Raw genomic sequence first — 11730 nt, 5'->3', positions numbered from 1 at the left:
GCTCGTACGCATGGAATTCCGTCCCGTCGCCTACGACCACCCCGACGCCGTGAAGCTCAACGCCGACGTGCAGCTCGAATACGCCGAGCGTTACGGCGAGGGCGACCTCACCCCGCTCGACCCCGCGATGTTCACGCCCCCGCGGGGCCTCTACCTGATCGCGTACGACGACGAGGGCTTCCCCGTCGCCACCGGCGGCTGGCGCGCCCAGCGGGCGGGCGAGGAGAACTACGCCGACGGCGATGCCGAACTCAAGCGCATGTACGTCGTCCCCGCCGCCCGCGGCAAGGCGCTCGCCCGCCGCATGCTGGCCCTCCTGGAGACCGACGCCCTCGCGGCCGGCCGCACCCGCATGGTCCTGGAGACCGGCACCGAACAGCCCGAGGCAGTCGCCCTCTACCTGTCCAGCGGCTACACGGCCGTCCCCCTGCCCGACCGCTTCGGCCTCTACCGCCGCACCGACGAGAGCCGCTGCTTCACCAAGCCACTGGTGTAACTCGCATCACACACGACAAGGGGCCGGTCGCCGGACCGGCCCCCATCTCCCCTGCGCACGCGGCACATACGAAAGATCCCGCCCGATCTTCCGATCGGACGGGATCTTTCTTGTTGTTGTGGACCTGTGGGGATTTGAACCCCAGACCCCCTCGATGCGAACGAGGTGCGCTACCAGACTGCGCCACAGGCCCTTGCAACGAGTGAAACTCTAGCACCTCTTCGGGGGTGCTTGGAAATCCGCTCCGGCGCCCCCACCTGCGACGGGCTCACTCATTGGCTGCCCGGGGCCGTTCACCCTCGTCGTACTGGTCGAAGAGCGGGGTGCGCCCGCGGTCGCGGGAGCGGCGCCCGGCCTGCGGGCGCTGCCGGCCCGCACCGGAACCGGAGTCCGCGGCCGCCGGGGCGTCCGCGGCGGGGGCAGCCGGGTCGGCGGTGCTGGAGCGGGCGGAGCTCCAGGTGCCGGGGGCGCCCAGGTCGAGGTCGCCGGTGGCACGCGGCGCGACCGGGGCGGTGACGTACGTCGGCAGCGGGACCGGCACCGGCTCCCAGCTCTCGCCGCGGGCGGCACCGCGCTCGCGCTCGCGCTGCTGGTCGACCCACTCCGCGTGGTCGGTCTGCTCGACCAGGGCCCGGCGGCCGGCCTCCTGCGCGGAGAGCGCGGGTGCGGGCTCCGGCTCGGGCCGCTCGTCGGGGTCGGTGCGGTGGTGCTGCTGGTCGGGGGCGGCCGACTGCTGCTGCGGGGCGGGGCGGCGGACGTGCTCGGTGCGCCGCTCGCGCAGCCGCTGGGCGGCGAGTTCGGCCCGGCGCCGGTCCATGGTGAAGGCGAACCGGCGCTTCTCCTGACCGCGCAGGTGCACGATGTACGCGCTCAGCAGCACGGCCGGGATGCCGGGCGCCCACAGGTAGCGCAGTCCGCCGACCGCGGCGACGATCGCGCCCAGCGTGAAGGCGGCGAAGAGCAGCACGGTGGTGCGCCGGCGGCGGGCGAGCACCTTGCTGCGGCGGGCCCGCTCGACGGAGGACGGCGAGGGGCTCGCGGGGGCGGCCCGCCCGGGGTGCCGGGACTTCTCACGCGCGGGGTGCTGGTCGCGGGCGGGCTCCCGGGCGGCTTGGTCGCGGGCCTGGTGGTCGCGCGCCTGCTGGTCGCGGAGGTGGGACTTCACCTGCTCGCGCGACTGCTCCCTGGCGGCCGGGCGTTCGACCCTGGACCGGGGTGCCGCGAAGGCGCGGACGTCGGCCGAATCGGTCGCCGGGTCCGCACTGCTGGTGTCGTCGGGGTCGCCGTTCTCCGTGCCGTCCCTGCCGCCCGTGCCGTCCGCGTTCGCCGGGTCGCGCTGCTGGAGTTCCTTGGCGTACCGGCGCTCCATGGCCGCGCGTCCGGACAGCAGCCGGATGGCGGTGCTGAAGCGTTCGGTGGGCCGGGCCTCGTTGAGTTCGTCCTGCCTGCGGAGCCACATCGGCACCAAGTAGGCGGCCCAGGCCCCGACAATGACTGCGTAGATCAGGCCGCTGCTGCTCACACCTCACACCGTAGAGGGGGCTGGAGGGGGCCATCTGCCAATTGGGCCGGTGTGTCGGACGTATCTGTCTGATATTCCGAACTTTTTTGACGTTCGGCATTGCAGCCGCGATCGAATTCGAACATTTACTTCATTTCTGGGACGCGGAACGTCGTCGCCACCGACTGAGCACACCCTCCGGAACCTCTTCCGAGGTCAGCGCGAAGACCAGATGGTCGCGCCAGGCGCCGTCGATGTGCAGATAGCGCGGGCGCATGCCCTCCTCGCGGAAACCGAGCTTTTCCACGACGCGGCGGCTGGGGCCGTTCTCCGGGCGAATGCAGACCTCTATGCGGTGCAGGCCGACGTTGCGGAAACAGTGGTCGACGGCGAGGGCGACGGACGTCGGCATCACCCCGCGCCCGGCCACGTCCCGGTCGACCCAGTAGCCGACGTGCCCGGAGCACATCGACCCCCAGGTGATGCCGGCGACGGTCAGCTGGCCGACAAGTCGACCTTGGTACTCGATGACGAACGGCAGCATGCGGCCCGCGTTCGCCTCCGCCCGCAGGTGACGGACCATCTGACGGTACGTCGGCCGGTGCGCGACGGGGCCCAGCGGGGCGGGCGGCGGGATGGTCGCTTCCCAGGGGCGCAGCCAGTCGCGGTTGCGCCGGTTGACCTCGCGCCAGGCCCGCTGGTCGCGCAGCTTTATCGGGCGGAGGGTGATGTCGCCGTCCACCAGCTCTACGGGCCAGGCGGAGCCGTTCAGTTGATGCTCCCGGTGGGCCGCGGGTGGTCGCCGCCCCGGAGCTGGTCGACGGCGTGCAGCAGGATCCGGTCGAGGACGGCGAGCCCGTCGCGGACGCCGCCGGTCGAACCCGGGAGGTTGACGATCAGCGTCCTGCCGCCGCCCGCCACCCCGGCGAGCCCCCGGGAGAGGGACGCGGTCGGGACGTGCGGGCGGCCCTCGGCGCGGATGGCCTCCGGGATGCCGGGGACCTCGTGGTCCAGCACGTTGCGGGTGGCGTCGGGGGTGCGGTCGGTGGGCGAGATGCCGGTGCCGCCGGTGGTGACGATCGCGTCGTACTCCGCCTCGATCCCGTCCCGCAGGGCCGCTTCGACCGGGGCGCCGTCGGGCACCACGCGGGGGCCGTCGACCGTGAAGCCCATCCGGGTCAGGCCCTCGGCGACCAGCGGGCCGCCCTTGTCCGCGTAGACACCGGCGGAGGCGCGGTTGGAGGCGGTGATGACCAGCGCCCGGTAGGGGCGCACGTCGGGTCCCGCGTGCGCCGGTGACCCCGGTTCCTGCGGCTGGTAGCCGAACTCCGACACCGGCCCCGCCACCGCACCGGGGTGCACGTGCGCCTCGGAGGCGGGGGTGTCGGCGTCGGTGGGCGCGTCGGGGGCGAGCACGGTCACCGGGTGGCCCGCGGTGAAGCGGTCGTCGGCGGCCGGCCGCGGGGCCGCGGAGTGCGAGGTGGTCATGAGCGGCTCCAGTCGCCGGACTTGCCGCCGGTCTTCTCCTCGACACGGACGTCGGTGACGATCGCGCCCTTGTCGACCGCCTTCACCATGTCGACCACGGTGAGGCCCGCGACCGCGACCGCGGTCAGGGCCTCCATCTCGACACCCGTACGGTCGGTGGTCCTCACGGTGGCGGTGATCTCCACCGCGTCGTCGGTGACCGTCAGGTCCAGCTTGACGCCGGAGAGGGCGAGCGGGTGGCAGAGCGGGATCAGGTCGGCGGTGCGCTTGGCGCCCATGATTCCCGCGATGCGCGCGGTGGCGAGGGCGTCACCCTTGGGGACGCCCTCGCCCCGCAGCAGTTCGACGACGCGCGGCGCGACCAGGACGCGTCCGCTCGCGCGTGCCGTGCGGGTGGTGACGTTCTTCTCCGAGACGTCGACCATCCGGGCCGCACCCGCCTCGTCGATGTGCGTCAGCCTGCTGTCCGTACTCATGTGATCCGCCTCGCGTTCCGGCGCCGGTCGTTGCCTCGGCAGTCGTTGCCACGGCGCAGCGGCAGACACCGTACCGCCACCGGAGGGTCACTGGGCGAGCAGGACCACCTCGACCTCCGTACCGGGTTCGACGCTCACCGTCTCCTCGGGGACGACCAGCAGGCAGTCCGCGTGGGCGAGGGCGGCGATCAGGTGGGAGCCGGAGCCTCCCACGGGCCTGACCGTGCCCGCCTGCGCGTCGTGCACCCCGCGCAGGAACTGGCGCCTGCCGGCCGGAGAGTTGAGCGGACCGTCCGCATCGAGGGTGGCACGGGCGGTGGGCCGGTGCACGTCCGGCAGGCCCATCAGGGCCCGGACGACCGGGCGGACGAACAGTTCGAAGGAGACGTACGAGGAGACCGGGTTGCCGGGCAGGGCGAGGAGCGGGGTGTGGTCGGGGCCGATCGAGCCGAATCCCTGGGGCTTGCCGGGCTGCATGGCCAGCTTGCGGAAGTCGACACCGCTGCCCGCCTCGTCCTCGTCGCCGACGGAGGACAGCGCCTCCTTGACGACGTCGTACGCGCCGACGCTGACGCCCCCGGTGGTGACCAGGAGGTCGGCGCGCACCAGCTGGTCCTCGATGGTGGCGCGCAGCACGTCGGCGTCGTCGGTGACGGCGCCGACCCGGTAGGCGATGGCTCCGGCGGCGCGGGCGGCCGCGGTGAGGGCGAAGCTGTTGGAGTCGTAGATCTGTCCGGCGGCCAGCTTCTCGCCGGGCTGGACCAGTTCGGACCCGGTGGACATGACGACCACGCGCGGGCGGGGCCTGACCAGGACGGTGGCCCGGCCGATCGCCGCGAGCAGGCCGATCTGGGGCGGGCCGAGGACCGTACCCGCTTCGAGGGCGATGTCGCCGGCCTTCACGTCGCTGCCCGCCGCGCGCACGTGGGCGCGTGCCTCGGCGGGGCGGTGGACGCGGACCTCGCCGGTGGAGTCCTCCGGGTTGGCGCCCGCGGCCCGCATGGCGGTGGCGGGCCCGCCGCCGCTGCCGCCGTCGGTCCACTCCACGGGGACGACGGCCTCGGCGCCCGGCGGCAGCGGGGCGCCGGTCATGATGCGGGCGGCCTCGCCGGGGCCGACCGTGGGCAGTCCCCCGCCCCCGGTGTCCTCGGCGTCGTCATCGTCGAGGTCGCCGGATCCACCACCGGAGCCCGCCGCGACGTCGCCGATCACGGTGAGCACGGCGGGGAACTCCGTGCTCGCGTCGGCGATGTCGGCGACCCGTACCGCGTACCCGTCCATCGAGCTGTTGTCGAAGGGCGGGAGGGCGAGCGGGACGACGACGTCCTCGACGAGGACGCAGCCCTGGGCGTCGGGCAGTTGGAGCTCGATGGGCTCCAACGGGCGGATCGCGCCGAGGACGTCGTCCAGGTGCTCGTCCACCGACCAGAGGTGGTCGGGGCCGCCGTCGCTGCTGTGGGCGTCGGCGGGCGGTGCTTCGGTGGTGCTCACTTGCTACATCTCCTCGGTGACGTAACTGCGAAGCCAGGTCTTGAAGTCCGGGCCCAGGTCCTCACGTTCGCACGCGAGTCTGACAATCGCCCGAAGATAGTCGCCGCGGTCCCCGGTGTCATAGCGCCGGCCCTTGAAGACCACGCCGTGGACGGGGCCGCCGACCTTCTCGTCGGCCGCCAGCTTCTGCAGGGCGTCGGTGAGCTGAATCTCGCCGCCGCGGCCCGGCTCGGTCTCCCGCAGTATCCCGAACACGGCGGGGTCCAGGACGTACCGGCCGATGATCGCCAGGTTGCTCGGCGCCTCGGCGGGCTCGGGCTTCTCGACGAGCCCGGTCACCTTGACGACGTCGCCGTCGGTGGTGCCCTCGACGGCCGCGCAGCCGTACAGGTGGATCTGGGCGGGGTCGACCTCCATGAGGGCGATCACGCTGCCGCCGTGCTGTTCCTGGACGTCGACCATGCGGGCGAGCAGAGGGTCGCGGGGGTCGATCAGGTCGTCGCCGAGGAGGACCGCGAAGGGCTCCTCGCCGACGTGCGGGGCGGCGCACAGCACGGCGTGGCCGAGGCCCCTGGGGTCGCCCTGGCGGACGTAGTGCATGGTCGCGAGGTCGCTGGACTCCTGGACCTTGGCGAGGCGGCCGGCGTCGCCCTTCTTGGTGAGGGCGGACTCCAGCTCGTAGTTGCGGTCGAAGTGGTCCTCCAGGGGGCGCTTGTTGCGCCCGGTGACCATCAGTACGTCGGAGAGGCCGGCCGCCGCCGCCTCCTCGACCACGTACTGGATGGCCGGCTTGTCGACGACCGGGAGCATCTCCTTGGGGGTCGCCTTCGTCGCCGGGAGGAAGCGGGTGCCGAGTCCCGCCGCCGGGATGACAGCCTTACTGATCCTTGGGTGAACCTGAGTCATGTCGGAACGATATCGGCTGGCTCGGGACGGAAGTTCGGCTTCCAGCCTTTTGTTGCCGTACGAGCGAAATGTGAAGGTGAAGTGACCGTGAGTGAAGCGGAGAGGGCAGCAGACGCGACGGCCAAGGCCGCGCTGCGCCGTGAACTTCTCGGCCGAAGGCGCCTCTTGACCGGTGAGGACGCACAGGAGGCGGCCGCGGTTCTCGCCCGCCGGGCCCTGGAGCTGCCCGAACTCGCCGACGCCAAAACGGTCGCCGCGTACGTCTCGGTCGGCCGCGAGCCAGGCACGCGCGACCTGCTCGACTCGCTGCACGCGCGCGGGGTGCGAGTGCTGCTGCCGGTGCTGCTGGCCGACAACGACCTCGACTGGGCGGTGTACGAGGGCCCCCGGGCACTCGCCCCCGCCGGGCGCGGCCTCCTGGAGCCGACCGGCCCCCGGCTCGGGGTGGACGCCGTGCGGGACGCCGGGGCGGTGCTGCTGCCCGGCCTCGCGGTCGACGGGCGGGGAATGCGGCTGGGCCGCGGCGGCGGGTCCTACGACCGCGTACTGGCGCGGCTGGAGCGGGCGCGGGAGGAATCGCCGGACGCCGCCGCGGGTGCCCGGCTGGTGGTGCTGCTGTACGCGAACGAGGTGGTCGCGGAGGTTCCGGTGGAACCCCACGACCACCCCGTGCACGCGGTGGTGACGCCGGCCGGCGTGCGCCGGTTCTGAGCCCCGGCGCGCCCCTGGCCCCGCCCTACTGGGAGGGCTTGTCGCTGCCCTGCCCCGGCTTGAGGAGCAGGGTCTCGGTGGTGCTCTTGTCGACGGCCTGCTTGCTGAACGACCAGTCGAGCAGGTCGCCCTTGGCCCACATGTCCGTCTGGTCGCTGTAGTTCGAGCTGTACGCGTGCCCGGAGGCGCCCGTCAGGTTGATCCAGCGGGACTTGTCGAGGTTGCCGAGGTTGACGACCATGCGCATCGACGGGACCCAGACGACCTCGTAGCCGCCGGCCGCGTTCCAGCCGGTGGCGTTGACCGCGGCCTCGCCGCCGCCCAGGTTCCAGGGGCCGCGGTTGAGCAGGTGCTGGATGAAGCCGGGGCCCTCGGTGCCGAGGGTCTGGTTCTTCAGCGTGAGCTGGTGCAGGCGGCCCCAGTTCCACGTCTTGATGTTCTTGCCGAGCTTGGCGGTCAGCTCCCAGCGGGCGTCCTCCATGGCCCGTGCGAACAGCTCGTCACGGGTCGTGGTGGCCTTGTCCGTACGGGAGGCGGGCGAGGACCACCACGCGTTCTTCTCGTCCTTGACCAGCTTGCGGACGACCTCGAACCAACGGTCGCCGCCGTCGGGCTGCGCCGAGTCGGGCTCGCGCTCGCCGCACTCGCGCTTGGGCTTGGCGAGGTCGTCGACCAGGCCGGAGCCGTCGCGCACGTACAGGCAGGAGCCCTTGACCCGCAGTTCCTTCGGCATCTTGTTGCCGAAGGCGAGCCGCAGGATGTTGCGCCACACGCCGTTGAAGTAGGCGGCGGCGGCCGAGTCGGACTCCTGGGTGTAGTCCCAGCCTTCGAGGAGCTTCTGCGCCTCACGGACGTACGGGTCGGAGACGTCGATCTTCAGCAGGTAGGGCGTCAGCAGCTTGGCGATCTCGCTGCTGTTGTCCATCTGCATGGTGCGCATGTCGTCCGAGCTGATCTTGCCGCCGTCCTTGGTCTTGGACTCGATCAGGTCGTTGATGCGCTGGCTGCGGGCGCCGTAGCCCCAGTCCTCGGTCAGCAGGTAGGGGTACTTCTTGCTGTCGATGACGGCCTGGTTGGCGGTGACGATGTAGCCGCGCCTGGGGTTGTACTCCCACGGCAGCTCGTCCTGCGGGATGAACCTGTCCCAGCCGTTCTTCGGGTCCCAGCCGGCGGCGGGCATCCGGCCGTCCCGGCCGCCGGTGCGGATCGGGATGCTGCCGGGGGCCTGGTAGCCGATGTTGCCCGCGGTGTCGGCGTAGATGAGGTTCTGCGACGGCACCTCGAAGTGGGCGGCGGCTGCCCGGAAGCTCTTGAAGTCCTTGGCCTTGTTGAGCTCGAAGACGGCGTCCATGGACTTGCCCGGCATCAGGGCGGTCCACTTGAGGGAGACCGCGTAGCCGTTGCCGCGGTCGGGTGCGGCGTTGTCGACGGGGGCCTTCTGGCCGACCGACTCCATCTCGCTGTTGCGGTCGGAGACCAGCGGACCGTTCTCCGTGGAGCGGACGGTGATCTTCTTCGGTTCGCCGCCGGCGACCTTGATGGTCTCCTCGCGGGTCCGGAACGGCTTCTCCTTGCCGTCGTACAGGTACGTGTTGTTGACGCCGACCTTCTCCAGGTAGAGGTCGGTGACGTCGGCGCCGAGGTTGGTCATGCCCCAGGCGATGTCCTGGTTGTGACCGATGATCACGCCCGGCATGCCGGAGAAGGTGTAGCCCGCGACGTCGTACTGGCACTGCGCGGAGACCTCGCGGCAGTGCAGGCCCATCTGGTACCAGAGGGACGGCATCTGGGGAGCGAGGTGGGGGTCGTTGGCGAGCAGCGGCTTTCCGGTGGTGGTCTTCGAACCGGAGACCACCCAGGAGTTGGAGCCGATGCCGTTGCCGTTGGGGCCGAGCAGGGCGGGGATCTTGTCGAGGGCGTCGGAGATGCGGGCGAGCTGGGTGTTGACGCCCTGGGCTGCGTTGACGCCGGGGTTGGCGGCGTTGCCGGTGCCGGTTCCGGTTCCTGTGCCTGTGCCCGTGCCTCGGCCGGTGCCCGTACCCGTGCCCGGGTTCGTGCCGGTGCCGGTTCGGGTGCCCGTGCCCGTGCCGCCGTTTCCGGAAGCTGAGCTGCTGCTTCCCGTCTTGGCCTTGTTCTCCTCGACGATCGGCTTGTGCCGGTCGAAGGGGTAGGCCGGGTACAGCTCGTTGATCTGCTTCGCGTCGAGGCGGCTCATCATCAGCGAACGGTCGATCTCGTCCTGCATGTTGCCGCGCAGGTCCCACGCCATCGCCTTGAGCCACGCCACCGAGTCGACCGGGGTCCACTCCTCCGGCGTGTAGTCGGTGGTGAAGCCGAGGGCCGCGTACTCGACGGAGATGTCCTTGTTGGCGCGGCCCTTGAGGTACTGGTTCACACCCGCCGCGTACGCCTGGAGGTACTTCTTCGTCTCCGCCGACAGCTTGGTGTCGTACTCCTGCTGGGCGACCTGTCGCCAGCCGAGCGTGCGCAGGAAGGCGTCGGTCTCGACCTGGCCCTCGCCGAACATCTCCGAGAGGCGGCCCGACGTCATGTGCCGGCGTACGTCCATCTCCCAGAAGCGGTCCTGGGCCTGGACGAAGCCCTGGGCGCGGAAGAGGTCGGTGTCCGAGGAGGCGTAGATCTGGGGAATTCCGTTGGCGTCGCGCTTGACGTCGACCGGTCCCGTCAGGCCGTCGAGCGTCATCTCACCGCTGGTCTGCGGGAACGAGGCTCGCACGGTGCTGACGCTCCAGTACGCGCCGTAACCGATGCCCGCGACAATCGCCAGCACCAGCACGATCACGAGCAGGCGGGCGCGACGCCCCTTCTTCTTCTTGCCGCCGGAAGCGGCTCCGGAAGGGGCTGTTGTGGTGGCGGGCATCGCTGTCCTTCGAGGGGCAGGGTGGTCCTGGAGTGCTGGAGCAACCATAGGCGCAGGCCCGTACCGCTCCCGACTCGGTCTCCGGAACCCCGGGAACAGCGGTTCTGGGCGAGTGCGGGAAAGGCGTTAAGAATGCGTCAAAGATTAGGTAAGGTAATGAAACTACCTCGCCGCCGGCAGGAACGATCCCGCAGGCCCCAGGAAAGGATCGGCCCCTGACTGTCCACCAGCTCAACGAACTCCTGCTCATCAGCGCGGTAGTCCTGCTCGTCGCGGTCGCGGCGGTGCGGATCTCGTCGCGCAGTGGGCTCCCCAGCCTGCTGATATACCTCGGCATCGGCATCGCGCTGGGCCAGGACGGCATCGGCAAGGTCGCGTTCGACAACGCCGAGCTGACCCAGGTGATCGGCTATGCCGCACTGGTCGTGATCCTGGCCGAGGGCGGCCTCGGCACGAAGTGGAAAGAGGTCAAACCGGCGTTGCCGTCGGCCGTCGTGCTCTCGACGGTCGGTGTCGCGGTGAGCGTGGGGATCACCGCGGCCGGTGCGCACTACCTGGTGGGTCTTGACTGGCAGCAGTCGCTGATCATCGGCGCGGTGGTGTCGTCGACGGACGCCGCGGCCGTCTTCTCCGTACTGCGGAAGGTTCCGCTGCCCTCGCGGCTGACGGGTGCGCTGGAGGCGGAGTCGGGGTTCAACGACGCCCCGGTGGTGATCCTGGTCGTCGCCTTCTCCACCACCGGACCGGTGGATTCCTGGTACGTCCTGATCGGCGAGATAGCCCTCGAACTCGCGATCGGTGCCGCCATCGGCCTCACCGTGGGCTGGCTCGGCTCGCTCGGCCTGCGCAGCGTGGCCCTCCCCGCGTCCGGCCTGTACCCGATCGCCGTGATGGCGATCGCGGTGACGGCGTACGCGGCCGGCGCCATGGCACACGGCAGTGGCTTCCTCGCGGTCTACCTGGCCTCGATGATCATGGGCAATTCCAAGCTGCCGCACTGGCCGGCCACCCGCGGTTTCGCGGACGGACTCGGCTGGATCGCACAGATCGGCATGTTCGTCCTGCTCGGCCTGCTGGTCACCCCGCACGAGCTGCTCGACGACATCTGGCCCGCGGTCGTGGTCGGCCTGGTCCTGACGATGGTCGCGCGACCCGCGTCCGTACTGATCAGCCTGCTGCCCTTCCGTACGTCACTGCGCGAACAGATCCTGCTGTCGTGGGCGGGACTGCGCGGGGCGGTGCCCATCGTGCTCGCCACCATTCCGATGGTCGGCGGCGTCGAGGGCAGTGACCAGATCTTCAACATCGTCTTCGTGCTGGTCGTCGTCTACACCCTGGTACAGGGGCCAACCCTGCCGTGGGTGGCCCGCAGGCTGCGTCTCAAGGAGGCACCGGAGGCCGCCGCCGACCTGGGCATCGAGTCGGCGCCGCTGGAGCGGCTGCGCGGTCACCTGCTGTCCGTCGCCATCCCGGAGAAGTCCCGGATGCACGGCGTGGAGGTGGGTGAGCTGCGGCTTCCCGCGGGGGCGGCCGTCACCCTGGTCGTCCGCGACGGGACCAGTTTCGTCCCCATGCCGACGACCGTGCTGCGGCGCGGCGACGAGCTGCTGGTGGTGGCGACCGATCCGGTACGGGACGCCGCCGAACGGCGGCTGCGGGCGGTCGGCCAGGGCGGCAAGCTGGCGGACTGGCTGGGCACGGGCGGGGAACCGGTTCCACGGCCCGTGGCCCGCAAGAACCTCTGAAGGAAAGCCCCCGGACCGAGTTTCCCTGTAGCATG

10 protein-coding genes and 1 tRNA gene are annotated in these 11730 nt (G+C 71.1%); 3 read left to right on the top strand and 8 right to left on the bottom strand.

What is annotated here, in order from left to right; all coding sequences use genetic code 11:
* The first annotated feature begins 10 nt into the window (after positions 1-10).
* A complete protein-coding gene (locus ACFYVL_RS11220; RefSeq protein ID WP_389243133.1) occupies positions 11-496 on the top strand; it encodes a GNAT family N-acetyltransferase in 486 nt (161 codons plus the stop codon).
* A 119-nt stretch (positions 497-615) separates the two neighbouring features.
* On the opposite strand, the gene ACFYVL_RS11215 is transcribed toward ACFYVL_RS11220, so the two are convergent.
* The 7 genes from ACFYVL_RS11215 to galU form a co-directional block, all read right to left on the bottom strand.
* A tRNA-Ala gene (locus tag ACFYVL_RS11215) sits at positions 616-689 on the bottom strand.
* 75 nt (positions 690-764) lie between these two features.
* Positions 765-2018, bottom strand: coding sequence for a gephyrin-like molybdotransferase receptor GlpR (gene glpR, locus ACFYVL_RS11210; protein ID WP_389243131.1), 1254 nt, complete (start codon positions 2016-2018; stop codon positions 765-767).
* Positions 2019-2148: 130 nt separating this feature from the next.
* Positions 2149-2739, bottom strand: a complete 591-nt coding sequence (locus ACFYVL_RS11205; RefSeq protein WP_389243129.1) for a GNAT family N-acetyltransferase — start codon at positions 2737-2739, stop codon at positions 2149-2151.
* Positions 2740-2765: 26 nt separating this feature from the next.
* The gene (locus tag ACFYVL_RS11200) at positions 2766-3272 is read right to left on the bottom strand and encodes a molybdenum cofactor biosynthesis protein B (RefSeq protein ID WP_389243436.1); all 507 of its coding nucleotides are present in this window, start codon (positions 3270-3272) and stop codon (positions 2766-2768) included.
* Between the two features lie 209 nt (positions 3273-3481).
* Positions 3482-3961, bottom strand: coding sequence for a cyclic pyranopterin monophosphate synthase MoaC (gene moaC, locus ACFYVL_RS11195; protein WP_389243128.1), 480 nt, complete (start codon positions 3959-3961; stop codon positions 3482-3484).
* An 87-nt stretch (positions 3962-4048) separates the two neighbouring features.
* On the bottom strand, positions 4049-5452 hold the full coding sequence (gene glp / locus ACFYVL_RS11190; protein ID WP_389243126.1) for a gephyrin-like molybdotransferase Glp: 1404 nt from the start codon (positions 5450-5452) through the stop codon (positions 4049-4051).
* A 3-nt stretch (positions 5453-5455) separates the two neighbouring features.
* On the bottom strand, positions 5456-6358 hold the full coding sequence (galU, locus tag ACFYVL_RS11185) for a UTP--glucose-1-phosphate uridylyltransferase GalU (protein WP_389243124.1): 903 nt from the start codon (positions 6356-6358) through the stop codon (positions 5456-5458).
* Positions 6359-6445: 87 nt separating this feature from the next.
* Here galU and ACFYVL_RS11180 point away from each other — a divergent pair, with 87 nt between their 5' ends.
* Positions 6446-7069: a 5-formyltetrahydrofolate cyclo-ligase gene (locus tag ACFYVL_RS11180; protein ID WP_389243122.1), complete on the top strand. Its 624-nt coding sequence runs from the start codon at positions 6446-6448 to the stop codon at positions 7067-7069.
* A gap of 25 nt (positions 7070-7094) precedes the next feature.
* On the opposite strand, the gene ACFYVL_RS11175 is transcribed toward ACFYVL_RS11180, so the two are convergent.
* A complete protein-coding gene (locus tag ACFYVL_RS11175; protein ID WP_389243120.1) occupies positions 7095-9950 on the bottom strand; it encodes a penicillin acylase family protein in 2856 nt (951 codons plus the stop codon).
* A 185-nt stretch (positions 9951-10135) separates the two neighbouring features.
* Here ACFYVL_RS11175 and ACFYVL_RS11170 point away from each other — a divergent pair, with 185 nt between their 5' ends.
* Positions 10136-11695 (top strand): potassium/proton antiporter, encoded by a 1560-nt coding sequence (locus tag ACFYVL_RS11170; RefSeq protein WP_389243434.1) that lies wholly within the window; start codon positions 10136-10138, stop codon positions 11693-11695.
* Positions 11696-11730: the final 35 nt, after the last annotated feature.

Source organism: Streptomyces sp. NPDC004111, from assembly GCF_042874215.1.
Classification (GTDB): Bacteria; Actinomycetota; Actinomycetes; order Streptomycetales; family Streptomycetaceae; genus Streptomyces.
The sequence above is the reverse complement of the archived record's forward strand: the minus strand, read 5'-3'. Positions and strand labels throughout refer to the sequence as shown.

Bases quoted from the DNA above. Each gene is read 5' to 3' on its own strand.
- galU (WP_389243124.1), bottom strand. From the start codon at position 6,358: ATGACTCAGGTTCACCCAAGGATCAGTAAGGCTGTCATCCCGGCGGCG.
- ACFYVL_RS11220 (WP_389243133.1), top strand. From the start codon at position 11: ATGGAATTCCGTCCCGTCGCCTACGACCACCCCGACGCCGTGAAGCTC.
- moaC (WP_389243128.1), bottom strand. From the start codon at position 3,961: ATGAGTACGGACAGCAGGCTGACGCACATCGACGAGGCGGGTGCGGCC.
- ACFYVL_RS11175 (WP_389243120.1), bottom strand. From the start codon at position 9,950: ATGCCCGCCACCACAACAGCCCCTTCCGGAGCCGCTTCCGGCGGCAAG.